Below are 23,570 nucleotides of genomic sequence, written 5' to 3' on the forward strand. Positions count from 1 at the left end.
CGCGATTCTCGGGAGGTGCTCGTGGCCGAGATGGGCTATCAGTCTGGCTCGCTGACGGGCTGGGCGGCGTTCGCGGATGAGGCGAACGAGAAGAACCCGGACCTCGTGTGGCCGAAGTCGGTCGAGGTGTACGACCGGATGCGGAGCGAGGACTCGCAGGTCGGGTCGGTGCTGCGCGCGGTGACGCTCCCGATCCGCAAGGCGCGGTGGGTGATCGACGGGACGGGCTGCCGCGAGGAGGTCGTCGAGCTCGTCGCCGCCGACCTCGGGCTGCCGGTGAAGGGGCAGCCGCCGCAGGCGCCGATCCGCTCGCGCGGCCGGTTCTCGTGGGATGAGCACCTGCGGCTCGCGCTGCTCGAGCTCGTCTACGGGCACTCGTTCTTCGAGCAGGTGTACGAGTTCGACGGGCAGCGGCACCGGCTGCACAAGCTCGCGTGGCGCCCGCCGCGCACGATCTCGAACATCAACGTCGCTCGCGACGGCGGGCTCGTGTCGATCATGCAGCACGGGCTCGCGAACCCGACGGCGCGGGCGATGCTCGGCTCGTTCGGGCAGGAGATCGAGATCCCCGTCGACCGGCTGGTCGCGTACGTGAACGAGCGGGAGGGCGCGAACTGGCTGGGCCGGTCGCTGCTCCGGCAGGCGTATAAGAACTGGCTGCTGAAGGATCGGATGCTGCGGGTGCAGGCGCTGACCGTCGAGCGGAACGGGCTCGGCGTGCCGGTCTACACGGCCGCTCCGGTGCCGGATGGTGCCGAGGGTGAGCGGCTCGACGAGTGGCGGAAGTCGGAGAAGGATGCCGGGCTGAAGCTCGCGAAGGGCTTCCGTGCCGGCGAGGCGGCGGGCGCGTCGCTCCCGCACGGCGCGTCGCTCGAGCTGAAGGGCGTGACGGGCAAGCTGCCCGACATCGACGGGCCGATCCGCTACCACGACGAGCAGATCGCGCGCGCGGTGCTCGCGCACTTCCTGAACCTCGGCACCGAGACGGGTTCGTGGGCGCTCGGGTCGACGTTCGCGAACTTCTTCACCGACTCGCTGAACGCGGTCGCGGAGCACATCGCGGACGTCACGCAGCAGCACGTGGTCGAGGATCTCGTCGATGCGAACTGGGGCACGGCCGAGCCGGCGCCTCGGCTGGTGTGCGAGCCGATCGGTGAGCGGATGCCGGCGACGGCGGAGGCGATCAAGTCGCTTATCGAGGTGGGCGCGCTGACGCGCGATCCGGCGCTCGAGGCGCACCTGCGGGAGCAGTACGGGCTGCCGGTGCTCGCTGCCGAGCTCGCCGCGAAGGGCGTGCCGGTGGACGCCGCGCAGGACGTCGCGGAGGAGGCCGACCTCCGCGACCAGCAGGCACGAGCCGCCGCGGCTGCGGTGCGACCGACGACTTCCGAGGGGGAAGCAGCATGACGAACGACGCGACGCGGTGGGCGAATCGCTACTGGGGCGAGCGCGAGATGCCGAAGGCGAAGGCCGAGTTCTTCAACGCGGTCACGACGCCGGCTCCGACCGGCGCCGCCGAGGGCACGGTCGCGACGATCCGCATGTACGGGCCGATCGACTCGTGGGGCGGGTACTGGGGCATCTCGACGAAGGACGTCGGGCAGGTGCTCGACGCGCTCCCCGAGTCGGTGTCGCAGATCATCCTGCGGATCAACTCGCCGGGCGGTGAGGTGTTCGAGGGCATGGCGATCCTGAACATGCTGCGCGCGCACCGGGCGACGGTCACGGCCGTCGTCGATGGGCTCGCGGGTTCGGCGGCGTCGTTCATCGCGGCGGGCTGCGACGAGACGGTGATGTCGCCGGGCACGACGATGATGATCCACTCTCCCTCCGTCTTCACGTGGGGGAACGCCGCCGATCTCCGCAAGGATGCCGACGTGCTCGACACGCTCGAGCGGGCGATCATCGAGGTCTACACCGGCAAGGCGGGCGACCAGGACTGGGCGAGCCTGCTGGCCGAGGACACGTGGCTGACGTCGGCGGAGGCCGTCGAGCTCGGGCTCGCGGATCGCGTCGCCGTGATCCCCGACGCCGGCGAGTCGGAGACGGTCGGTGACGACGGCGTGCTCGTCGTCGCGCCCATCGAAACCGACGACGACGACGCTGACGACGCGCTCGCTCGAGCGCGCGTCACACCGATCCGCGACAAGGCAGCCGCCGTGGCTGCCCTGGCGCGCACGACCCCGGACTCGACCGAGCCCGGTGATCCCAACCCGAAGGAGGAGCTCATCATGAGCGACACTCTCAAGGCTGGTCTTCGCGAGCGGCTCGGCGTGACCGATGCCGCCGCCTCGGATGAGACGCTGCTCGCGGCGCTCGACGAGGCGCTCGCGGAGCAGCCGACGACCGAGACGCCGGAGCCGCGCGCGGCCGTCGTCGACTCCCTGCCCGACACCGCGATCGTCGTCGACAAGTCGGCGTACGAGGAGCTGCAGCGCAGCGCCGCCGCCGGCCGCGAGGCGCTCGCGCAGGCGACCGCGCAGCGCCGCGATGGCCTGATCGCGGAGGCGCTCGCCGACGGCCGGATCACGGCCGCGACGAAGGACACGTGGCGGGCGCAGCTCGACACGAACGAGGACGTCGCGTCGGCGATCCTCGCGGGTATGCCGAAGAACGCGGCGGTGCCGACCGAGGAGCTCGGTCACGCCATCGCGCCGACGGACGCCGCCGACGACCCGACCGCCTACCCCGCCCACTGGGCGCGCTGAGACAAGGAGCGAAGCATCATGGCAAACGAGTGCATCCCGGCATACCGGCCGGGTCACGACATCACGGCGACCGCCGGTGGTGCGATCACGGGCAAGACGTTCGTGGACGCTTCCACGGCGCTCGACGTCGCGGCCGGTACGCCGGTCACCGTGGTCACCGCGACCGCGGCTGGCCTGACGTTCGGCGTCGCCTCGCGCGACACCGCATCGGGCGCGAAGCTGCACGTGCTGCGCGGGCCGGGCACGGTCGTGCCCGTCACGGCCGGCGGCACGATCGCGCGCGGCGCGGAGGTCGAGGTCGGCGCGTCCGGCCGGGCCGTCACGCTCGCGTCGGGCAAGGCTCGCGGCCGTGCCCTCACCGCCGGCACGTCCGGCAACGACGTCTTCATCGAGCTCTACTGAGAGAGGAGCGACACATGCCTACCGCAAACGCGGCTGCCTACCCGCTCGCCGCACCCACGGTCAGCGGCTCCACCATCACGGTGGAGCAGATGCTGCAGCAGCCCACGCGCATCACGCGCTACCTCAGCGACCTGTCGCTGCGGAACTACATCTCGCCGCTGTTCTTCTCGGCGCCCGGCGGCGTCACCGGCGGCGCGGTCGTCTACGACCAGCTGACGCTGAACGACCTGTTCCCGACGCGCGACGTGCAGGAGGTCGCGCCCGGCGCGGAGTTCCCGATCGTCACGTCGGAGAACGGCGAGCCGAAGGTCGCTTCGGTCGAGAAGCACGGTGGCAAGTTCTTCGTGACCGACGAGGCGCGCGACCGCAACGACGAGGGCGTGATCCAGCGTGAGGGCCGCAAGCTCATCAACGCGATGATCCGCCGCCAGGACGCGCGAGCGATCCAGGTGGTCGACGCGGCGATCTCCGCGTTCGGGTCGCAGACGGTCACCGGCCTCAACTGGGGCGCGGTCGTCACCGGCGGCTCGTCGCAGTCGAACGCCTCGGCGTGGCCGGCGGCGGACTTCTCGAAGGTGCAGGAGCTCGCGGACACGCAGGAGCTCGGCGTGAACATCGACACGTGGGTGCTCAACCCGGCGCAGCTCTCGCGGCTGCGCCTGGTGTACGGCTCCGACTTCGATGCGGTCGCCGCCTCGTACGGGCTCACCTTCCAGGCGTCGAACCGCGTCGCGGCCGGCACGGCGTACGCGCTCGAGCGCGGCCAGGTCGGCGAGATCCGCGTCGAGAAGCCGCTCACGACCGAGACGATCCCGGAGCGCCAGACGCAGCGCACGTGGGTGCAGGTCGACTCGCGCTTCGTGCAGGTGGTCACGAACCCGTTCTCGGTGTTCAAGGTCACGGGCCTCGCGGGCTGATGGCTGAGCGCACGATCCGCACCGGCCTCGGCACCTACCTGCGCCTCGACGGGCAGTGGGACTACGGGCGCCAGGGCGAGACGGTCGACGTGCACGAGGACGACCTCGAGCGGTTCGACCGTCTCAACCCGGCCGAGCCGGAGGCGAAGGCCGTCGAGGCCGCTGCCGACGGCGAGTCGCGCGACTTCCCCGAGGGTGAGCCCTCGGAGGAGTGGAAGGTCGACGAGCTGAAGGCGTACGCCGCGGCTCGCGAGGTCGACCTCGGCGGCGCGACGAAGAAGGCCGACATGCTCGCAGCCATCGAGGCTGCGGCGAAGCCGGCCGAGTAGGTCAACACGATGGAGGGGGCGGTGCGCCATGATCCGACCGACTGACCTCGGCACCAGCGATCTCGACCTCGCGCGGCGTGTGCTCGCGCGGGGCCGGCGCATCGCTCCCTACATCGACGAGTTCCCCGACGACTCGGAGGAACGGCTCACGGCGATCGCGATCCTGAAGGCGGTCGTCGCGGAGTTCCCCGCACCGGGCGAGCGGCGCGTGAAGTCGATGTCGCGGAACGGCACCTCGGTGTCGTACGGCGACGTCGGCTCCGCGTTCACGGCCGACGTGATCAACGAGCTGCGCGCGCTCGAGCCCGACGGGTGGACGGCGGATGCGTCGCTGCCGGTCGGGCACTTCCCGCTGCCGGGCATCACGGCGCGCATGTGGCCGGAGCTCTACGGATGAGCTGGGGCGGCTTCTTCTACCCGCACACGGTGATCGTGCGGGATCGCCGGCAGGTGGCCGGCATGGGGTCGACGCTCGGCGAGCCGCGGACGCTGCGCGCCGAGGTGAAGGACGAGGCGCAGCTCGTGCGTGACGCGAGCGGCGCGGAGGTCGTGTCGTCGTCGCAGGTGACCGTGCCGCTGGACGCGAATGTCGCGCCGGGCGCTCAGGTCACGCTGTGGCCGGGCACGCCGCAGGAGCGGACGGCGGGTGTGCTGAACGTGGCGCGCAACGAGAACGCGGCGCCGCTCGATTCGTTCCTGCTGCTGACGCTCAAATGAGCAGCGACAGCACGGCGAGCGCGAGCGCGACGTAGGCGACGCCGAGCCCGCCGAGCGTGATGCGCCGCGCGGTCGGTGCCTGCGGCGCGGCCGCGGTGATGTGGCCGAGCACGAGGGCCGCGATCGTCGGCGCGAGCGCGACGAGCGACGCGATCGCCGACTCGAACGAGTTCGGCAGGGACGCGATGCCGGCGATGAGCCCGGCCGCGGCGAGCGCGAGTGCCGGCACGAAGAACATGCCGCGCGCGTCGGTGCGCTGCGCGGTTCCGGTTGTGCCGGTGGTGGTCGTCGTCATGGGCGGAAGCGTAGCGGAGAGGGGTGCTGCTGTGAAGGAGTACGTTCCTGTCGGGTCGGCGGTCGAGCAGGGCGCTCGAGCCGGTCTGCGCGAGGCGGGCCGCGCGGTCCTGAAGGCGTCGAACGCGAAGGCACCGAAGGACGACGGCGACCTGATCAAGTCGGGGCGCGTCGTGGTCGACGACCTGACGGTGCAGGTGTCGTACACGGCGGTGCACGCGCCGCTGCAGCACGAGAACCTCGACTGGAAGCACGATGCGGGCGGCGGGCCGAAGTTCCTCGAGTCGGCGGCATCCGAGGTCGACGTCGGCACGATCCTCGCGGAGCACGTGCGGAAGGCGCTCGGCGGATGATCGGCGACGTCGAGCTGACGACGATCCTGTGCTCGGAGATCGGCGCGCTCGAGGGCCGGCAGTGGGGCGGCGCCGGGACGTACCCGGAGTCGGTCGTCGGGGTCTTCTACGGCCGTATCGAGTCGAGCCCGGATCGCGCCGTCGGCGTCGCGGTCTACGACACGGCCGACGATGCGCGCGACTACGTGCGCGCGAGGCGCGTGCAGGTGCGCTCGCGTGGCGCTCGAGACGATCCGGCTGGCGCGGATGCGCTGGCCGACGAACACGTTCCGCTCCTCGTGGGGCTCTCGCGTCACCGCGGGCTGCTGCATGTCGAGTGGCTGTCTTCCGCGCGACTGGGCGCGGACGACAACGGGCGCGAGGAGCGCACCGACAACTTCCTGATCACGCTCGATAACGAGGAGGCGTCGTGACCACGACCGAGGAGCGATACAAGGAGGCGGGGATGCTCCCGCCTGGCGACGGCCGCGTGGTCGGCGCCGACGAGCTGACCACCGTGGTCGGCATCGACATCGACGGGCCGGCCGCTGTGGTCGAGGTCGTCGAGGGTTCGACCACCGTGGTCGAGCCCGGTGAGGACGGCATCCCCGTGCTCACCGATCCCACTTCGACCCGAAAGGACGCGCGAGCATGAGCACGCAGGTTCCCCTTCCCGCCGGCGCGACGCTCGGCAAGTCGTTCGAGTACGGCCTCGACGTCAACATCGGCACCTCGGCATCGCCGGTCTGGCAGCCGGTGCGTCGCATCTCGAACTTCAACCCGACGCCGACGCCGCGCACGCAGGACGCGCAGACGTACGACGACCTCGGCGCCGACAACCAGGACGTGACCGGCTGGTCGTTCGCGCTCGCCTTCAACGTGCAGGTGAACCGGCTCGTCTCGACGGGCCTGTACCTGCCGGAGATCGAGGCGCTGCTCGCGCGCACCGAGCCGGACGCGACCGGCGAGCTCGCGACGATCGAGGTGCGCTGGTACCACAAGCCGGCGCAGGGCACGCCGAACCCGAACGACGCGCGGCAGGGACTCGCGACCGTCGCGACCTCGCGCGTCAACACGGGTCCGGCGGGCGAGATCGAGACGCTCAGCGTCACGCTCACCGGCAAGGGTCCGGCGCAGAAGATCACGAACCCGTTCACGGGCTGGGGCACGACGGCTTCGCCGACGGTCCAGTCGGTGCTGCCTCCGGGCGAGGGCGCGAACGAGCTCGTGACGATCACGGGCTCGAACCTGCTGGGCGCGACGGCCGTCACGTTCGGCGGCACGGCCGCGACCGACTTCACCGTCGTGTCGGCGACCACGATCGTCGCGTCGCTCCCGGCCGGGTCGGCGGGCTCGGCGCCGGTGGTCGTGACCACGCCGGCGGGTCCGTCGCCGGCGGCGGCGTACACGCGCGCGGTGTAGCCGATGGGTGCTGTCGACTTCGAGGAGTGGGCGGCGCCGACGCTCGACGTCACGCTGGGGGGCCGCACCTTCGTGGTGCAGCCTCCCAGCGTCGATGCGATGAAGAAGGTGCTCGCCGCCGCTGCGCGCGCGGAGATCAACCTCGGCATCGTGCCGGCGGATCAGGTGCCCGATGGGTTCCTCGACGTGCTCGAGTCGATCGGACCCGATGAGCATCCGGCGCTCGGCGCGACGTGGGACGAGATGGTCGAGGCCAGGCTGCCGCAGTTCACGATCGACCGCATCGCCTACTACGCGGTGTTCTACTGGGCGCGCGGGAAGGCGTATGCCGACTGGATCGCGGTGCAGCTGTGGGCTCCTCGCGAGCTCGGCGCTGACGACGGCGACAAGGGCGGCGATGCGAGCCCAAAAGCGCGCCCGTCACCGTAGAGGACTGGGCGCAGTACGGCGTCGGTGAGCCGGACGCGGACGGGATCTATCCCGACTATCGCGTCCCGGCTGATCTGCGGCCGGACGCGCCCGCTGCGGTGACGAAGCCGGGACAGGTCACGATCGACGGTTCGACGGTGGCGCTCCTCGCGCACTGGCGGCTCGTGATCGCCGACCTGTCCCGGCATCACCACGTCAACCTGCACGACCCGGCGGTGCTCGCGCTGCCGTGGCCTGCGGTGCGGACGCTCATTCACTCGCTGCTCGACGAGCCGACTCGGCTGCGGGAGGCGCTCATCATCCGGGGGTGACTCGTGGCGAAGCTGCGCGTGGCTGATCTTGAGGTGCTGTTCACGGCGGCGACGGAGCAGGTCGAGAAGGCCGACAAGTTCGTCAGGTCGATCGGCGAGCGGATCGAGAAGAACCCGCTCAAGGTGAAGGCCGACGCGAAGGATGCGCTCGCGTCGATGGATCGGGTCGAGAAGGCGGCGAAGAAGCTCGTGTCGGCGGACACGGCGATCAAGCTCGACGCCGACATCTCGCGGGCCGAGGCGACGATCGCGCGCGCGAAGCAGCGCATCGAGGATCTGCAAGTGCGGGCGCTCGGCGGGCTCGACGTGACCGCCGACACGAAGCGCGCTGAGGCCGCGCTGCAGAAGACGGAGCGGCAGCTGAAGGCGCTGACCGACGCGAAGGCGATGATCGAGGTCGACGCGAACACGAAGCCGACTGAGAACGCCTTCCGGCGGGTGCGCGGCGCGGCCGCGGAGACGGGCAGCGACGCCGGCGACGAGATGGGGCAGAACCTCATCGCCGCGCTCACGGCGATCCCGATCGCGGGCGGGCTGGTGCTGCTCGGGAAGGCGGCGGCGGAGACGCTGATCGACTCGTTCCGCGAGGGGCTCGCGCAGCAGGCGGGCCGTGACCGGCTCGAGGCGCTGACCGGCATCGACGAGGCGGCTGCCGCTCGCGTGGCGCGCGCCGCCGGCGAGGCGTACGCGAACGTCTTCGGTGAGTCGATCGAAGCGAACATGGACACGGGCCGGCTCGCGCTGCAGTTCGACCTCATCGACGAGGAGGCGACGACCCGCTCGTCGCAGCGTGTGATCGAGGGGCTCGCGGGCCTCGCTGACGTGCTCGGCGAGGAGGTGCGGCCGGTCGCGCAGTCGGTCGCGGTGCTGCTGCAGACGGGCGTCGCGAAGTCGGCGGAGGAGGCGTTCGACCTCATCGCGACGGGCGCCCGTGAGGGTCTGAACCGCAACGAGGATCTGCTCGACACGCTGACGGAGTACCCGGCGCTGTTCCGGCGCCTCGGGCTCTCGGGGCCGCAGGCGCTCGGGCTCATCAACCAGGCGATGCGGGAGGGTGCCCGGAACTCGGACCTTGCGGCGGATGCGCTGAAGGAGTTCCAGATCCGCTCGACGGACGCCTCCGAGGCGTCGGCCGAGGGCTACCGTCTGCTCGGGCTGAACGCTCGCGAGATGACAGCGCAGATCGCGCGCGGTGGCGAGGACGCGGTGGCGGGCCTCGACACGGTGCTCGATCGTCTGCGGGCGACCGAAGATCCCGTGAAGCGGAACGCGGCCGCGGTCGCGCTGTTCGGCACGATGGCCGAGGATCTCGGCGAGTCGCTGTTCGCGATGGATCTGTCGTCGGCGGTCGAGGAGCTGAACGGCGTCGAGGGTGCCGCGCGTCGCATGTTCGACACGCTCGCGTCGAACGATGCGACGGCGATCGAGCAGGCGCAGCGGAACATCGAGGTCGCGGCGGATGGCATTAAGGGTGCTCTCGCCGCGGCGTTCTCGGAGCCGCTCGGGAACTTCGCCGACTGGGTGTCGCGGAACCGTGGGCCGCTGACGCAGTTCCTGCTCGACCTCGCGAACGGGGCGCTCGACTTCGGTCGATCGGGTGTGATCGCTGCGGCGGACACGACGGTCGCGTTCGGGCAGTTCGTGGCGGGGCCGCTGCGGGAGGCGATGGTCGGTCTGCGCGAGCTGATCGATTGGCTGCCCGGCGACGCGGATCTCACCGGCATGGACGAGATGATCGCCCGGATGGAGTCGTTCGACGACGAGACGGCGACGGCGGCGCAGACGATGCGCGACACGCTGATCCCCGGCATCGACGAGGCGCAGGAGCGGCTGAACGCTTGGGGCGACCCGATCGTGCAGCTCGGCTACCTGAACGACGCGGCGCTCCGCACGGCGGAGGCGGTGTCGGCGGTGGGCTTCGCGGCCGACGGCACGGCGCTGTCGATCGAGGGGCTCGACGTCTCGAACCACCGTGCGAGCACCTCGGGCGTCGAGCTCGAGCATCAGGTGCGGCGGTCGATCTCGGCGCTCGCGGAGGAGATCGACGCGGCGCACGCGGCGGGCGAGTCGCAGGATGAGCTCGCGTCCCGCTACCGGAACGGCACGGATGCGCTGGTCGGTCAGATGGTGCAGATGGGGCTGACCGAGGGTCAGGCTCGCGAGCTGATCGACACGGTGCTGCAGACGCCGGAGAACCGGGTGACGACGTTCGGGTCGAACGCGGTGGCGGAGCAGGGCCGGGTGCAGAACCTCGCGAACCGGATCACGACGCTGCCGGATGGCTCGGTCGTGATCACCGCGAACACGTCCCCGGCGCAGGTCGAGATCGATGAGCTGTGGCGGCGAAACAACGGCCGCGTGATCCGCATGAACGTGCTCGCGGGTCAGGCGGGCGTGGGCGCCGGTGCGGGGCCGATCGCGATCCGGCAGGAGCTCGGTGGACTCGTGGAGTTCATGGCCTCCGGTGGGCTTCGTGGCCTGTCGCCGATGGCGCCGATCGCTCAGGTGGTGCCGGCGAACACGTGGCGGGTCGTCGGGGATCGGTCGGACGTGGCCGAGTCGTACATCCCGCTCGACGGGTCGGCTCGGTCGATGGCGATCTTCCTCGAGACGGCGCGGCGGATGGGCGTGCAGCTCATGGGCGACGGCGGGATCACCGCTCGACCGGGTGTCTCGTCGTCGCCGCGCGAGCTTGTCGGCCGGCTGTACCTCAGCTCGGGCGAGTTCATCGGGCTGGTGCGGGGCGTGGTGCAGGAGTCGGATGAGCGCGATGCGCTCGAGGTGCGGCAGGGGGTTCGAGGCTGATGGCGATCCCCCTGCTCACTCCGATGTCGGACGACGTGCCGTGCCCGCGGGTGGTGGTGCTCGTCTCGTCGCTGCCGTCGTCGGCGGTGACCGCGACCCTGTTCCGCTGGATCGGCACCGATGAGGGGTCGGCGCGGCGCGAGGAGGTGCGCGGCGCGTTCCGCGTGTCGGTCGCGGGCGTGCTGTCGGTCGTCGACTTCGAGGTGCCTCTCGACGTGGATGTCGCCTACCAGGCGGCGCTCTACAACGCGGCCGGGAACATCGTCGAGTGGACGGATGCGGCATCGACGATGGTCGTGTCGCCGCGCTGGAACGACGGCCGACGGCGGGTGCTGGTGCAGAACCCGCTCGATCCGCGCACCGCGATGTGGGTGCAGTTCGGCGGCGACGCGGCCTCGTCGGTGGTGAAGCCGACGCCGGGTCAGGTCGTGTGGCCGGAGGGTCGGCGGCTCGGGCTCGTGCAGGGCGGTCGACGTCGCGGCATGGTGGGCGTGCCGCTCGACTTCGTGACCGAGACGTACGAGGACCGGGAGCGGTTCGATGCGCTGTTCGGCACGGCGGAGACGCCGCGCATGCCGATCCTGTGCATCCGCATCCCGCGCGAGCTGTACCGGACGGGGCTGCCGCCGGTGTGGTTCGCGGCGGTGCTCGAGCCGACGGCCGTGCATCGTCACTGGTCGGACGAGGTGCTGTGGCGGATCGTCGCTGACGAGGTGGCGCCGCCGGTGCCGACGCTCGTGACGCCGGCGCTGCGCCGCGCGGACATCGCTGCCTACTACGGCAGCCGGCAGGCGGTGCGTGCGGGGAACTCGTCGCGCCTGGCGCTGTCGAGGCGCTTCGAGATCGCCGGATCGTAGGGGGTGCGCGGTGCGCGATGTGTCGGTCGAGCTCGCGCGGGTGCTCGAGGGCGGTCAGTTCGAGACGTCGCTCACGCTCGACGTCTTCTACGGCGCGGAGCGGCGGCTGCAGTCGCTCACCGTCGACTCCTCGTGGGAGCTGCGGTGGGTGAAGTCGGCGGACGTGCCGGGCGCTGGGTCGGTGCTGGTGCAGGTGCAGATGCCGGATGGGTCGTCGCTGACGCCGCGGGAGTTCACCGCGCGCCTCGCGCCGTTCGGTCAGGAGGCGGTGCCGCTGCTGACGATCCGGGCGGGGCACTTCTCGGAGACGGTGCAGGCTGGTCGCTTCCGCATCGCGGAGGTGCCGTCTGCTCGCGATGAGCAGCTTCGGCATTCGGTGCGGGTGATCACGGTCGGTTCGTACGTGAAGCTCGGTCTGCTCGATCATCTCGACGCGGTGCGCGAGGCGGGGTTCACGCGGCCGGAGAAGCCGGTGCACACGACGGATGCGTGGCAGGAGCTCGCGCGGCTCACGGGGATGCGGATCGTGCGGTCGATGCCGACGGTCGCGGTGCCGGAGTCGATCACGTACGAGCTGATCGAGGGTGGGCGTCTGCGGGCGGCGCAGGAGATCGCGGCCGCGATCGGCGGCACGCTGTACGTGCGCGCGGATGGCGCGCTCACGGTGCTGCGCGATGGGCTCGGCACGCCGGTGCGGCGCTTCAAGATCGGCGACGAGTCGACGCTGCTGGGCCTCGAGTACGCGATGTCGTCGGAGGGCGTGAAGAACGAGGTCGTCGGGATCTTCGAGGACGACGAGCGGAAGCCGATCGTGGTGCCGCCGGCGCAGATCCAGGATGGGCCGCTGCGGGTGAGTGGGCCGTTCGGTCGGCGCACGCACTACCACCGTTCGGAGTTCGTGAAGACGGTGACGCAGGCGACGGCGGAGCTCGCGAAGGTGCTCGCGCAGGTGTCGCAGATGAAGGCGTTCCGGGTGCCGGTGACGGTGGCGCTCGATCCTCGGGTCGAGGTCGGCGACACGGTGGAGCTCGAGCAGGCGACGCAGACGTACCGGGGCGTGGTCGCTGAGGTGTCGTGGCAGGCGGATGGGTCGATGACGCTGCAGGTGGACGTGTACCGGGTGATCGACGAGGCGAACCTGCTGGGGGTGTGACGTGTCGGCAACCGCTCGGGCGCTCGCGGCGAGCGCGAACCGCGTCCGCTCGCAGACGCTGACGGGCATCTACCGTCGGATGGACGGGCCGCGCGCGGTGGTGTCGCTGCTGGGCGCCGACGTCGCGATCCCGTCGGCGGCGACGATCCAGCCGGTGCCGAACTCGGCGGTGCACGTCGAGCTGCGTGAGGCCGGGTACGTGATGCTCGGGCCGGTGAAGCCGCCGCCGACGCGCGGCCGGGTGACGGCGACGGGCTCCTCGAACGTGACGGTGCTCGGCTCGGACGGGGTGTCGTACCAGCTGCCGCGCATGGATGCGTACGCGCCGGCGATCGACGACGACGTGGCGATCGAGTGGTCGGAGGCCGGCGGGCTGGTGAAGGGCAAGGTGTCGTCGACTCCGGTCGCGGCGCCGGTGCTGACGCCGGCGGTGCAGACGGGCAAGTTCCATCCGTCGCCGTTCCTCGCGACCGCGGCCGGCTATCACGTGCTGTCGTCGGGTGCCTTCAATGGCGGGTACTTCCCGCTGTACGGGAACTCGCCGACGGTGGGGCTGCAGGGGTCGGCGGCGTGGTACGGGACGGCGGTCGCCGACACGATCCCGGATGATGCGGTGATCGACTCGGCGCGCATCTTCCTGTCGACGCGCTCGCAGGCGTTCGGCGGGCCGAAGCTGCAGGTGATCGCGGGCGCAGGGCCGCAGAACCGGGTGCAGGTGGGCGGCGACTTCCCGATCTCGGGTCGGGCGGGATGGGTGCCGATCCCGACCGAGGTGATCGATCTGCTCAAGGTGGCGCCGCGCGGCATCTCGCTGCTCGGTGCGACGTCTCCCTCGGGGTCGGACGTCTACAACAAGCTGACGGCGGACCCGCTGTCGTTCGCGCTCGACATTGCTTGGAGGTCGTGATGGCTGTCGATGGTGGGTACGGGCCGAAGGGCCGGCCGGAGTTCGACCCGAACGGCGGGTTCGAGGACTGGGTGGATCTCGAGGCGGTCGGCGCGTTCGCCGGCGATGTCGGGAACCGGAAGGTCGGGACGGCGGCGCGGCGCGCTGGCCTGTCGACGTCGACCACGGCGGCGGATCAGGTGTGGGTCGGGCTCGAGTACCGGGAGACGGACACGGGCGAGACGTTCGTGTGCACGTCGCTGTCGCCGGTGACGTGGGAGAACGTCACGCACGCGAAGACGAACACGACGTTCGCGCTGGTGGGGACGGTGCCGGGGTCGCTCGAGCGGCTGCAGTTCCGGGCGTTCCGCGGCGTCGTCACGCTCGGCGCGTCCGGGACGGGCGAGGTCGGCTACCCCGGCGGTGCGTTCCCGAATGCGGTGCTCGCGGCGTTCGTCGACCTCGCAGACGCCGACGGGCTCCGCGGATGGAACGCGAACCTGCGGAATCAGACGGTGCAGAACCTCTCGACGGTGCGGTTCATCGTGACCGACGCGGATGGTTTGTCGGTGGCGTCGGGGACGTCGGTGCCGGTCGTGGTGTTCGCGATCGGCTTCTGAGAGGGGGACGCGCGTGCCTGTTCTGACTTCTGCGCCGCTGGTCGGTGGCGCCTCGAAGCCTGTCTCGGGCCGCATCGTCGTCTCCGCGACGGGCTCCTACGATCTTCCGGGGCAGCACGTCACGCCGGTCCCGCAGGCGGGCATCATCCGCGACGGTCAGTTCTTCGACATCGAGGGCGTGCATCCGTTCGTGATCACGCCGACGATCGAGGGCATCGGTCTGCGGATCGTGCTTCGCATCGCGCAGCAGGGCGCGGAGCGTGGCGAGACGGTCGTCGCGCGCGTCGTGAAGGTGCCGACCGGCGCGACGGTCGCGTGGGACGACCTGATCGACCTCGAGCCGGAGACGGCGGGCGGGTCGTGGGTGATCCCGCCGTGGGCGGCGGAGCTGCTGACGGTGCGCGACGAGGTGCTCGCGGCTGCGGCGGCGGCGCAGCAGGCGGCGGACGAGGCCGCGGCCTCGAACTTCAACGACGCCGCGGTCGCGAACCTGATGAACTCGCCGAGCGCGACGCGCACGGCGACGAGGGCGCTCGCGGGTGCCGCGTTCGGCACGATCTTCGTGCGGGACTGGCTGACGGCGGGCGCGACGCCGGGGCAGAACACGGCGGCGATGGTCGCGGCGGTGAACGCTGCGGAGTCGGCGGGCGTGGCCGCGTGCTTCGACGGCATCGACGTGCAGGTGGCGGGGCAGATCACGCTCGACTCCGCGGGCATGCGGGTGTGGACTTCGACGCCGGAGGCGTGCACGCTCACGCAGACGCAGGCGCTCGCGGGTCAGGGCATCTTCCGGGTGACGGCGGACGACGTGCGGATCGACGGGTTCACGCTGACGACGACGACGCCGGTGACGGGCGGGAAGCTCGATCTCACGGGCCTCGTCGGCGACCAGCACCAGCACGCGGCGATCAAGCTCGATCCCGGTGTGTGGGGCACGCGCGTCTCGCGCATCCGCGCGTCGCGGTGGTTCGTCGGCCTCGTCGGCTTCCCCTACCCGATCGGGCAGGAGAACACGTCGCTGCCGGCGTCGTGGAACTTCATCGAGGGGCTGCGCGTCTCCGACTTCGAGGTGTGGGACGTGTGGGCCGCGGTGCGGATGTCGGGGCTCGAGGATGCCGACTACGAGAACGTGCGCGGCTCGTACGTGCCGGTCGTCGGCGGGCCGTTCGGGGCGGGCTCGGAGCCGCCGCCGCACCTGTTCTACATCTCGATGCCGACCGAGGGCGGCAACGTGGACGTGCCGAAGGGGCTCGTCTACAACCGGGATGTGCGGGTGCGGGGCTGCCATGCGCGCAACGGTGTCGGCGGCGCGGCGTTCTCGCTGCGCTACACGAAGGGCATGACGCTCGCGGGGCTGACGGCGGATCTGTGCGAGGGCAACGTCGACATGATCGGCGTGCGCGGCTTCACGGTCACCGGCTGCCACTCGATGCGGGACACGTACCCGAAGAACAACCTGCCGAACGGGAACCGCGGGTCGATGTCGTGGCTCTACTGCGAGGATGGCGTGATCGACCCGTTCGTCGTGCAGGCCGCGGAGAACTTCGACCACGGGTCGCTGATCTTCTTCTCGGTGTGCCGCAACGTCACCATGATCGAGCCGAAGGGTACGATCCACCTCGCGAACGCCGACGGCGGGCTCCGCATCGGCTACTTCTCGGGCACCGATGTGCGGCTCGTGCGGCCGGAGATCGAGTCGCGGGGCGCGTCGGCGGCGATCGGGTGGCAGCTGGCGCAGGGCTTCTCGGGCATCTCGACGCCGCACCTCGTCGATCCGGTGGTGCGGGGTGCCGTGCTGCGCGCGGTCGATGAGGTGCAGACGACGACGCGGAAGCGGATCACGTACCATCCCGACCGCATCGGCGGGGCGCAGCCGATCCTCATCCCGACGGCGGTGCCGGAGTCGGTCATGCCGATCCTCGAGAACCTGCGGTTCGGCTACCCGCCGGACGAGGACACGCGGATCATCGGCTGGCACTTCGGGGAGAACATCTCGACGGCGCTGCGTGATCGGTGGCCGTCGGGTCAGCGGTCGACGGTGCACTCGAATGCGTGGGGGTCGCCGCGTCCGGGCGTGATCAACGCGAACGCGACGGTGACGGGCCTGATGTGCGCGCCGTTCGGCGCCGACGTCGAGCTCCGGTGCGACGTGAAGCGGGGCGGCGGTTCGGTGGGGCTCGCGCTGCGGGCGATCGATGAGTCGAACTTCCTGAACGTCGTGATCAACGGTGCCGGGCAGGTCGTGCTCGCGAAGCGCGATGAGGGCGTGTTCGTGAACCTCGGGTCGGCGTACACGCTGCCCGAGGGGACGGCGCCGGTGACGCACAGTCTGCGGGTGCGGGCGATCGGTGATCGCATCTCGGTGTGGGTCGACGGCGTGCTCGCGATCCAGCACACGCTGATCGACGGGGATGCGACGAAGTTCGTGACGCCGGTCGCGCATGGCCTGCGCTCCGACAACGGGGGCGCGTCTTCCGAGTGGACGAACCTGCGGGTGCTGTCGGTGTGACGTGGGGCGGGGGTCTTCGGGCTCCCGCCTCCGTCGTGATCGAGGGGAGCTGCCATGCCGATCCTGACGACGGCGCCGCTGATCGGCGCAGCTGGTCGGCCGGTCGCGGGCCGGGTGCAGATCGCGGCGACCGAGGAGTTCGATACGGGCTCGGAGGTCGTGACGGTCGCGCCGCAGGCGGGCGTCGTGCGCGATGGGCTGTTCTACGACGCGACGGGCTCGGCGCCGCTCGAGCTCGAGGCGACGCCGCTGGGCGTCGGGATGCGGATCGACCTGTTCCTGTGGGAGCCGGAGTCGGGCGACCGGGAGACCACGCGCATCTCGCGCGTGGTGGTCGTGCCGGCGGGCTCGTCGGTGCAGTGGAGCGCGCTCGAGAACTTCGTGGCGCCGACGGGAGGTGCGTGATGGCGAAGATGAGCGTGTCGGGGATCGTCTACACGCAGGCGTTCGGACCCCGCACACCGGGGAAGGTCGACCCGAACACCTTCCACTGGGGCGCGGACTTCGGGCCGCCGAAGCGAGGGCAGACCGGCGTGCCGCTGTTCGCGATCTTCGCCGGCAAGGTGACCCGGCTGCGCGACCAGTACGGGGCGCTCGGCGTGCGCGTCGGCGACCGCAAGACCGAGGCGATCGAGTTCTGGCACCTCGCGCGCTACGCGAAGAACCTCGGCATGTTCGTCTCCGAGGGCGACGAGGTGGGCGAGATGGGCACCACGGGCCGGTCGACCGGCATCCACGTGCACGTCGAGCACTGGGTCAAGGGCAAGCGGATCGACCCGCTCCCGTTCATCAACAAGCAGGCGAAGAAGTCGGTCGCGCCCGGAGACGGCGACACCGACGCTCCCGAGGAGGACGACATGGCACTCACACCGGAACAGGCTGCTGCGCTCGACTGGCTCGGCGCGGAGGACCGCCGCAAGGCGCTCGACTCGATGGTCTCCCAGGTCAAGCAGCTGTGGGACCGGCGCGCGATCATCGACGAGCTCGGCCGCGACGTGAACGCGCTCGAGTGGCTCGCGGGCAGGCAGGCGCAGGAGGACGTCGAGGCGTACCAGCTCGCGCAGGTGTGGGCGCGCCTCGGGATCATCGACCGGCTCGGCACGTCCGCCTCCGCCGCCGATATCGCCGCCGAGGTCGCGTCGAAGCTCGACATCCCTGGCATCGGACCCGAGCAGGTGCAGGCGATCGCGAAGGCGGTGGCCGACGAGCAGGCGAAGCGGCTGGCGAGCTGATGCGTGGCCTGCTCGCGGCGTTGTGGCGGGCGTCGATCTGGCATCCCACGGCGGTCCCGCACGACGCCGCGTACATCTACGTGTCGCCGATCAAGCGGGTGTTCCTGCCGGCGTACGACTTCGTGATCCTGTGGCTCGGGCTCGCGGGGCTGGTGCAGGGCTTCCAGTCGATGAGCGCGATCATGCCGGGCGTGACGCCGAAGCTCATCTACGGCGCGCTCGCGCTCGCCGCTGCGGTGTGCTTCCTCGGGTGCGCGTTCCCTCGGCTGTGGCGGATCGAGATCGGCGGGAAGATCGCGATCGTCTCGATCCTGTCGATGATCGCGCTGTCCATGACGATCGCGGGGCTGACGATCCCGAACCACACCGGCATCACGATCACGCCGATGGTGGTCGCCCTGCTCATCCCGCCGCTCATCCGTCTATGGACGATGGGGCGTGAGCGCGGACGCCGGAAGGCGGGCCTCTGATGGAGGCGTGGATCGGGTGGGTGCTCGGCGGTGGTGGCCTCGCGGCGCTGTTCTCGGCGTGGCTGGTCTACAAGGCGTCGAAGCGGCGGAACACCGACCTCGCGCTCGCGGAGCGGTTCGACGACGCCTCGGAGCTCGCGCGGTACATAAACGAGCGCGTCGAGGCGGAGGTCGAGCGGAAGGTCGCGCCGTTCCGCGCGGAGCTCGAGAAGGTCAAGGGCGAGTCGCACGAGATGAACGACGCCGTGCGGGCTCGCGAGACGCAGCTGTGGCTGTGGGATCAGCGGGGCCGGATGGGTCTGCTGCCGATGCTGCCGACGCCGATCCTCGAGCGGCTCGGGTTGGGGCATCTGCTGCCGACGGACGAAGGGGGCTGAGATGGCGCTGACGATGGGGACGGTGCGTGGCGTGCTGCGGGACGCGACGGATGCGCCGGCGCGGGGTGCGCGCGTCGAGTTCGAGATGCCGATCCCGGCGTCGGCGGCGGGCGATGCGGTGCTCGTGCCGATCGAGCCGGTGGTGCGGCACACGGACGAGGAGGGTGTGCTCGCGCCGGTGTCGCTGGTCGCGTCGGATGCGACGGGCGTGACGGTGCCGTGGAACGTGACGGTCGCGCGGCACACGTCGGCGGAGCGTCGGTTCTCGATGCTGGTCGTCGCGGGCGCGCAGCATGATCTGGCTGACGTGATCGAGCTGCCGCCGGTCGACATGCCGGTCGACGAGTGGGCGGCGCTGGTCGCGCGCATCGAGGAGGCGCTCGCTGGCGGTGGTGGCGGCGGCGCGGATGGTGCGTCGGCGTACGAGCTCGCGGTCGGTGCTGGCTTCGTCGGGACGCTCGAGCAGTGGCTCGACTCGCTCGTGGGCGAGCGCGGTGCGCCTGGTGATCCTGGCGAGGACGGGGCACCGGGGGCGTCGGCGTACGACGTCGCCGTGTCGAATGGGTTCGTCGGCAGCGAGGCGGCATGGCTGGCTTCGCTGAAGGGCGATCCCGGCGGGGACGGTGCGCCCGGCGACGCAGGCAACGACGGCGCATCCGCTTACGAGCTCGCCGTCGCAAACGGCTTCGTGGGAACGGAGGTCGAGTGGCTCGCGTCGCTGAAGGGTGACCCGGCCGCGACGCAGATCCTCGTCCTCGATGCAGGCGAGCCGGTCCCCGAGGGCACCTCTCCCGGCACCGTGATCTTCTACCGGGAGTCCTGATGGCAGTTCAGCACCTCGACGCCGGGTTCGTGGACTACGAGGCCGGCGCGGCCGGGGCGACGACATCGTTCACGTTTCCTCTCCCCGCGGGGACACTGCCTGGCGACACCTTCATCGTGTCGTTGGTCACGAAGGACGCGCACGCGATCGCGAGCGCACCCAGCGATGCCACGGTCATCTTCACGACGACGAACACGTCACCCGACATGACGCTCTGGGTGTGGCAGACGCCCGCCGAGCCGCCGGCTACCGCCGTGTTCGCGACATCCGCGCCGGAGGAGGGGTCGCTCTCCTGGATGCGCTTCCGCGGCGTGGACGTGGCTGCGCCGCTCGCTGGCGGGCCGGTGCCCGCGTCGGCCGGGACATGGGAGCTCGACAACCACGTCGCGCCCACGTTGATGACGACAGCCGATGCCGCGATGGTCGTCGGCGGGTTGGGGCTCCCGTCAGGTAGTCGGGCGCTGACCGTCGAGTCGCCGTGGACGATCGTCGCGGACCCGCAGGTGCGTAAGGGTGCGCTGGCCGTCAAGGGCGTGCAGGATGTGGCGGGCTCGACGGGCGCGGCGAGGTGGACGGTGGGCGGGAACACCGGCATCCGGTCGCTGCCGTGGCAGGCGGCGCTCCGACCCGCGCCGGGCGGCTCCGACCCTGATCCCGTGTCGCAGGCGGCGCTGATCTACTCGTGGGTAGGTGCTCCCGCTCCTGATGGGTTCGCGGTGTCGTGCAAGACGGAGCTCGCGGCTTCGGTGCGTGTCGTGGCCGGTACGGACGCTGATCTGACGGCGGACGTCGCCTATTCCGCCCTGGCCGCGCCGGACGGCGATGGGTGGTCCCGATGTGTCGTTACCGGCCTGGACGCTTCAACGCCCTACTACTACGCGCTCGAGATGACCGACGCGGACGGGCTGTCGCGGCTGAGCGCGGTCGCGGGTCCGGTGGCGACGCTGCCCGCTGTGGGAGCGCCGGCCTCGTTCGGGTTCGGGTTCGGCTCGTGCCTCGAGTCGGGATCAACCGAGACGCGCGCGTTTACCCGCATGCTCGCGCGGGGGCCGCTGCTCGCGTTCCATCTTGGCGACTTCCACTACGCCGATAACACGAGCATCTCGCAGGCGTCGCACCGCGTCGACATGGAGGCGCAGATCGCGGCGAACAGTGGCCTCCGTGCCCTGCTCGCGAACGTGCCGGTGATCCCGGTGAAGTCGGATCACGACGTCGGCGGCGGGAATGGCGTGCTGCCGGGCGCGTGGACGGCACCGAACCTTGCCGCGTTCAAGCAGGTCGCGCCGCTACTGAGCTCGCCCGTGGCGGATGCGAACTACGGCACGCTCGTCGTGGGCCGGGTGAAGTTCATCGTCACGGATCACCGCTACTTGCGGACCGCGACGTCAATGATGGGGGCGGCGCAGAAGGCGTGGTTCAAGTCTGAGTTGGTCACCGACGAGCCGGTGAAGATCTGGGTGATGGACTCGCCTTGGGTCAACCACGACGCGCCGTTGGACACGACGGACGCGAACGACAAGTGGTCCGACTACCCGGACGAGCATGAGGAGCTGGGCGCTTACATCGCCGCGTCTGCTGTGGGCCAGGTCATCGGCATCCACGGCGACATGCATGCGCTCGCGTCAGATGATGGCTCGAACAACGATTGGGGCGGGTTCCCGACGTTTAATGCGGCACCGTTCGATAAGAGGGCGTCGATCAAGGGCGGGCCTTGGAGTGAGGGCACGTACCCGTCGTCGGGGACTGCTCAGTCGTACCAGTACGGGTGGGTTGATGTCACGGACGATGGCACGGACATCACGGTCGCGTATACCGGCTACGACTCGTCGAATGCTGCTCGTGTGCCGCTGTCGGTTGTGGTCGATACGACGCAGGTGCAGCCGGAGAGTCCGTGGTTCGTGTGGGGCGGGTCGGTCTTGTCTCCGCTCGCGCTCGGTGGTGTGTGGGATGGCGCTGGGCTGGTTCCTGCACGGTTCGGAGGCGTCGTTTAGTGCAGGGCGTTGCTCTGCGGGCGGTGACGCCGCTCGACGAGTACGCGCTCGAGCCCGGCGCGCAGTCGCCGCCGCCGGCGGTGGCCGCGTATCGGTGGGACAGCAGCGAGCATGTGCGGCTCGACGCCTACCGCTGGGATGGCGCGCACGTCCCGGTCACGCCCGTCGCGGGCGGTTGATCTCTCGACCACGGCGGCGACTGCCGTCGCGCAACCCTGCCGCGCCCGCGCGGCACTATCTCAATGGAGGAACTATGTTCACGAAGGCGTTTTGGAAGGCTGCTGGTGAGCGCGCCGCGAAGACGGCCGCGCAGGTCGCGCTGCTGAAGTTCGGCGCCGACTCGATCGCGGCCGGCTTCGACGTGCTCGCGGCTGACTGGATCGGCGTCGGCAGCTTCGCGCTGGGCGGTGCGGTGCTGTCGGCGCTCTCGAGCATCGTGTCGGCGAAGGCGACGGACGGGTCGCCGTCGCTCGCGACCGAGACGCTCGCGGAGTAGCGGCGGTGCGTCGTGGCCTCGCATCTGTTCGTGAAGCCGCACCGGCGTCTGCCGGCTGAGGACACGTTCACGCAGCGGATCATCGATCGCGGGTACGCGGTCGCGGTGTTCGGCTGCGGGATGGTCGCGGATGGGCTCGAGTACCTCGGGCTCCGCATCCGGGCCGCTTGGCGCGCGCGCCGCTGACGATCAACATCATGACGAAGACCCCTCTCGCTGAGCATCGCGCTCGGCGGGAGGGGTCTTTCGTCGTGCTCAGGCGGCGAGCGCGACGCCGGTCGCGACGGCGCGCAACGCCTCCTCGTCGAGCGACAGGTACCGCTGGGTGGTCGCGAGCGAGGCGTGCCCGAGCATCAGCTGCACGGCGCGGAGATCCTTCGTGGCGCGGTAGGCGGCGGTGGCACCGGCGTGGCGGAGGGCGTGGGGGTTCCATCCGGTGACGCGCTTGATGATCTTGTGCATCGAGTCGGGGTGCATGTGGGAGGCGGTGCCGAGGCCGGGGAAGTACCAGCCGCGGGGGTCGTCGAGCTGCTGCTCGAGCGCGTCGAGCGCGTGGCGGAGGTCGGGGTGCATGTAGACGATGCGGATGCGTCCGCCTTTCCCGGTGACGCGGAGCGCGTCGCCTGTGCGGTCGGTGGTGCGGAGCGTGGCGATCTCGGTGAGGCGGAGGCAGGCGTAGCGGGCGAGGAGGATCGCGGCGCGGTCGCGGGTGGTGACGTGGCCGAGGGCGAGTCGCATGTCGGTGTCGGGGATCACGCGCGGCGGGGCGGGGATCACGTGCACGGGGTAGAGGCGGGAGGCGACGTCGGCGGCGACGTGCCCGTTCTCGTGGAGCCAGGTGAAGAAGCGGCGGGCGGAGGATCGGCGTGACTTCATCGTCTCGGCGGAGTAGTGGCGGTGGGCGGGGTGCATCCACGCTTCGAGGTCGCCGGTGGTGATGAGCTCGAGGGACGGTGCGAGCTGGGTGATGGCGGTGGCGTGGAGGAGTCGGAGGCGGATGGTGCGGGGTGCTGCGCCGGTCGCGCGGAGGTGGGTCGCGTAGGCGGTGAGCAGCACCTGGGGAGTGCTGGGGTACATGACCGCATCCTGGGGTACGGGGTGGCGGCTCGCCATAGGGCGAGGGAATCTCAGTACCTCTCCCATAATCGGGACGCTGTTCGCTTGGCGTTCGCGTAGCGGTCAGGCGCGCGCGGCCGTGATGCGCGCGCAGCGCCGGCAGCGGGGGTTGTGGCTGATCTGGCGTGCGCTCGCGCTCTCGGCGACGAGAGCGCCGCAGACGGTGTGGCCGGCGTCGAGGTCGGCGGCGACGTGCACGACCGCCTCCCACGATCCTCGCCGGTAGGAGGCGGTCGTGACCACGTGGACGGGCATCACGCGCTCGGCTTCAGCGTCGAGACGATCGCGAGCTTCGCGCGCTCGGGAGCGGTGGGCGCGGTGCGCGGGTGGAGGGGCACCACGTCGGCACCCTCGCCGTTCTCGGGTGCCGACAC

At 70.8% G+C, this 23,570-nt stretch carries 31 protein-coding genes; 28 read left to right on the forward strand and 3 right to left on the reverse strand.

Annotated features, from left to right (window positions below; all coding sequences use genetic code 11):
- The first annotated feature begins 15 nt into the window (after nucleotides 1-15).
- The 7 genes from L332_RS26110 to L332_RS26140 are packed head-to-tail and all read left to right on the forward strand — an operon-like array spanning nucleotide 16 to nucleotide 5,073.
- Complete coding sequence (locus L332_RS26110; protein WP_021011279.1) at nucleotides 16-1,407, forward strand: phage portal protein family protein; 1,392 nt, start codon at nucleotides 16-18, stop codon at nucleotides 1,405-1,407.
- Nucleotides 1,404-2,708 carry a head maturation protease, ClpP-related gene (locus L332_RS29550; RefSeq protein WP_021011280.1) on the forward strand — a complete coding sequence of 435 codons (1,305 nt, stop codon included), beginning with the start codon at nucleotides 1,404-1,406 and terminating at the stop codon, nucleotides 2,706-2,708. Before L332_RS26110 ends, L332_RS29550 begins: the two co-directional genes overlap by 4 nt.
- A gap of 18 nt (nucleotides 2,709-2,726) precedes the next feature.
- Nucleotides 2,727-3,110, forward strand: a complete 384-nt coding sequence (locus tag L332_RS26120) for a capsid cement protein (RefSeq protein ID WP_021011281.1) — start codon at nucleotides 2,727-2,729, stop codon at nucleotides 3,108-3,110.
- A gap of 14 nt (nucleotides 3,111-3,124) precedes the next feature.
- On the forward strand, nucleotides 3,125-4,027 hold the full coding sequence (locus L332_RS26125) for a major capsid protein (RefSeq protein WP_021011282.1): 903 nt from the start codon (nucleotides 3,125-3,127) through the stop codon (nucleotides 4,025-4,027).
- Nucleotides 4,027-4,356, forward strand: a complete 330-nt coding sequence (locus L332_RS26130; RefSeq protein WP_021011283.1) for a hypothetical protein — start codon at nucleotides 4,027-4,029, stop codon at nucleotides 4,354-4,356. The genes L332_RS26125 and L332_RS26130 overlap by 1 nt, the downstream gene beginning before the upstream one ends.
- 28 nt (nucleotides 4,357-4,384) lie before the next feature.
- The gene (locus tag L332_RS26135; protein ID WP_021011284.1) at nucleotides 4,385-4,753 is read left to right on the forward strand and encodes a hypothetical protein; all 369 of its coding nucleotides are present in this window, start codon (nucleotides 4,385-4,387) and stop codon (nucleotides 4,751-4,753) included.
- A complete protein-coding gene (locus L332_RS26140; protein WP_021011285.1) occupies nucleotides 4,750-5,073 on the forward strand; it encodes a hypothetical protein in 324 nt (107 codons plus the stop codon). The genes L332_RS26135 and L332_RS26140 overlap by 4 nt, the downstream gene beginning before the upstream one ends.
- Here the strand turns inward: L332_RS26140 and L332_RS26145 are convergent.
- Nucleotides 5,066-5,368: a hypothetical protein gene (locus L332_RS26145; protein ID WP_021011286.1), complete on the reverse strand. Its 303-nt coding sequence runs from the start codon at nucleotides 5,366-5,368 to the stop codon at nucleotides 5,066-5,068. The two genes, L332_RS26140 and L332_RS26145, sit on opposite strands and share 8 nt — an antisense overlap.
- 31 nt (nucleotides 5,369-5,399) lie before the next feature.
- Between L332_RS26145 and L332_RS30190 the strand changes: the two genes are divergently transcribed.
- The 21 genes from L332_RS30190 (at nucleotide 5,400) to L332_RS30445 (ending at nucleotide 22,266) form a co-directional block, all read left to right on the forward strand.
- A complete protein-coding gene (locus tag L332_RS30190; protein ID WP_021011287.1) occupies nucleotides 5,400-5,720 on the forward strand; it encodes a hypothetical protein in 321 nt (106 codons plus the stop codon).
- Nucleotides 5,717-6,133, forward strand: a complete 417-nt coding sequence (locus L332_RS30195) for a minor capsid protein (RefSeq protein WP_021011288.1) — start codon at nucleotides 5,717-5,719, stop codon at nucleotides 6,131-6,133. Before L332_RS30190 ends, L332_RS30195 begins: the two co-directional genes overlap by 4 nt.
- Entirely contained in the window at nucleotides 6,130-6,354 is a 225-nt protein-coding gene (locus L332_RS26160) for a hypothetical protein (RefSeq protein WP_021011289.1), read from the forward strand. Before L332_RS30195 ends, L332_RS26160 begins: the two co-directional genes overlap by 4 nt.
- Entirely contained in the window at nucleotides 6,351-7,121 is a 771-nt protein-coding gene (locus L332_RS29555; RefSeq protein ID WP_021011290.1) for a phage tail tube protein, read from the forward strand. Before L332_RS26160 ends, L332_RS29555 begins: the two co-directional genes overlap by 4 nt.
- 3 nt (nucleotides 7,122-7,124) lie before the next feature.
- On the forward strand, nucleotides 7,125-7,550 hold the full coding sequence (locus L332_RS26170; RefSeq protein WP_021011291.1) for a DUF7426 family protein: 426 nt from the start codon (nucleotides 7,125-7,127) through the stop codon (nucleotides 7,548-7,550).
- A 98-nt stretch (nucleotides 7,551-7,648) separates the two neighbouring features.
- Nucleotides 7,649-7,861: a hypothetical protein gene (locus L332_RS26175; RefSeq protein ID WP_021011292.1), complete on the forward strand. Its 213-nt coding sequence runs from the start codon at nucleotides 7,649-7,651 to the stop codon at nucleotides 7,859-7,861.
- An 18-nt stretch (nucleotides 7,862-7,879) separates the two neighbouring features.
- Nucleotides 7,880-10,666, forward strand: coding sequence for a phage tail tape measure protein (locus L332_RS26180; protein WP_144061090.1), 2,787 nt, complete (start codon nucleotides 7,880-7,882; stop codon nucleotides 10,664-10,666).
- A complete protein-coding gene (locus tag L332_RS26185; protein ID WP_021011294.1) occupies nucleotides 10,666-11,523 on the forward strand; it encodes a hypothetical protein in 858 nt (285 codons plus the stop codon). Before L332_RS26180 ends, L332_RS26185 begins: the two co-directional genes overlap by 1 nt.
- Nucleotides 11,524-11,533: 10 nt before the next feature.
- Nucleotides 11,534-12,676: a hypothetical protein gene (locus L332_RS26190; protein WP_021011295.1), complete on the forward strand. Its 1,143-nt coding sequence runs from the start codon at nucleotides 11,534-11,536 to the stop codon at nucleotides 12,674-12,676.
- A gap of 1 nt (nucleotide 12,677) precedes the next feature.
- Nucleotides 12,678-13,583 carry a hypothetical protein gene (locus tag L332_RS26195; protein WP_021011296.1) on the forward strand — a complete coding sequence of 302 codons (906 nt, stop codon included), beginning with the start codon at nucleotides 12,678-12,680 and terminating at the stop codon, nucleotides 13,581-13,583.
- Complete coding sequence (locus tag L332_RS26200) at nucleotides 13,583-14,182, forward strand: hypothetical protein (protein WP_021011297.1); 600 nt, start codon at nucleotides 13,583-13,585, stop codon at nucleotides 14,180-14,182. The genes L332_RS26195 and L332_RS26200 overlap by 1 nt, the downstream gene beginning before the upstream one ends.
- A gap of 13 nt (nucleotides 14,183-14,195) precedes the next feature.
- A complete protein-coding gene (locus L332_RS26205) occupies nucleotides 14,196-16,691 on the forward strand; it encodes a LamG domain-containing protein (protein ID WP_021011298.1) in 2,496 nt (831 codons plus the stop codon).
- A 54-nt stretch (nucleotides 16,692-16,745) separates the two neighbouring features.
- Nucleotides 16,746-17,096, forward strand: coding sequence for a hypothetical protein (locus L332_RS26210; RefSeq protein ID WP_021011299.1), 351 nt, complete (start codon nucleotides 16,746-16,748; stop codon nucleotides 17,094-17,096).
- A complete protein-coding gene (locus L332_RS26215) occupies nucleotides 17,096-17,923 on the forward strand; it encodes a M23 family metallopeptidase (RefSeq protein ID WP_021011300.1) in 828 nt (275 codons plus the stop codon). Before L332_RS26210 ends, L332_RS26215 begins: the two co-directional genes overlap by 1 nt.
- On the forward strand, nucleotides 17,923-18,393 hold the full coding sequence (locus tag L332_RS26220; protein ID WP_021011301.1) for a hypothetical protein: 471 nt from the start codon (nucleotides 17,923-17,925) through the stop codon (nucleotides 18,391-18,393). Before L332_RS26215 ends, L332_RS26220 begins: the two co-directional genes overlap by 1 nt.
- A complete protein-coding gene (locus L332_RS26225; protein WP_021011302.1) occupies nucleotides 18,393-18,770 on the forward strand; it encodes a hypothetical protein in 378 nt (125 codons plus the stop codon). Before L332_RS26220 ends, L332_RS26225 begins: the two co-directional genes overlap by 1 nt.
- 124 nt (nucleotides 18,771-18,894) lie before the next feature.
- On the forward strand, nucleotides 18,895-19,593 hold the full coding sequence (locus L332_RS30600; RefSeq protein WP_200860976.1) for a hypothetical protein: 699 nt from the start codon (nucleotides 18,895-18,897) through the stop codon (nucleotides 19,591-19,593).
- A complete protein-coding gene (locus tag L332_RS26235) occupies nucleotides 19,593-21,584 on the forward strand; it encodes an alkaline phosphatase D family protein (RefSeq protein WP_021011304.1) in 1,992 nt (663 codons plus the stop codon). The genes L332_RS30600 and L332_RS26235 overlap by 1 nt, the downstream gene beginning before the upstream one ends.
- Complete coding sequence (locus L332_RS26240) at nucleotides 21,584-21,763, forward strand: hypothetical protein (RefSeq protein WP_021065085.1); 180 nt, start codon at nucleotides 21,584-21,586, stop codon at nucleotides 21,761-21,763. The genes L332_RS26235 and L332_RS26240 overlap by 1 nt, the downstream gene beginning before the upstream one ends.
- 74 nt (nucleotides 21,764-21,837) lie before the next feature.
- The gene (locus tag L332_RS26245; RefSeq protein WP_021011306.1) at nucleotides 21,838-22,080 is read left to right on the forward strand and encodes a holin; all 243 of its coding nucleotides are present in this window, start codon (nucleotides 21,838-21,840) and stop codon (nucleotides 22,078-22,080) included.
- A 30-nt stretch (nucleotides 22,081-22,110) separates the two neighbouring features.
- Entirely contained in the window at nucleotides 22,111-22,266 is a 156-nt protein-coding gene (locus L332_RS30445; protein ID WP_158316733.1) for a hypothetical protein, read from the forward strand.
- A gap of 69 nt (nucleotides 22,267-22,335) precedes the next feature.
- Here L332_RS30445 and L332_RS0115570 read toward each other — a convergent pair whose 3' ends face one another.
- Nucleotides 22,336-23,157, reverse strand: coding sequence for a tyrosine-type recombinase/integrase (locus tag L332_RS0115570; protein WP_021011308.1), 822 nt, complete (start codon nucleotides 23,155-23,157; stop codon nucleotides 22,336-22,338).
- Nucleotides 23,158-23,259: 102 nt separating this feature from the next.
- Nucleotides 23,260-23,451 (reverse strand): hypothetical protein, encoded by a 192-nt coding sequence (locus L332_RS26250; protein ID WP_021011309.1) that lies wholly within the window; start codon nucleotides 23,449-23,451, stop codon nucleotides 23,260-23,262.
- Nucleotides 23,452-23,570: the final 119 nt, after the last annotated feature.

The organism is Agrococcus pavilionensis RW1 (assembly GCF_000400485.1).
Classification (GTDB): Bacteria; Actinomycetota; Actinomycetes; order Actinomycetales; family Microbacteriaceae; genus Agrococcus; species Agrococcus pavilionensis.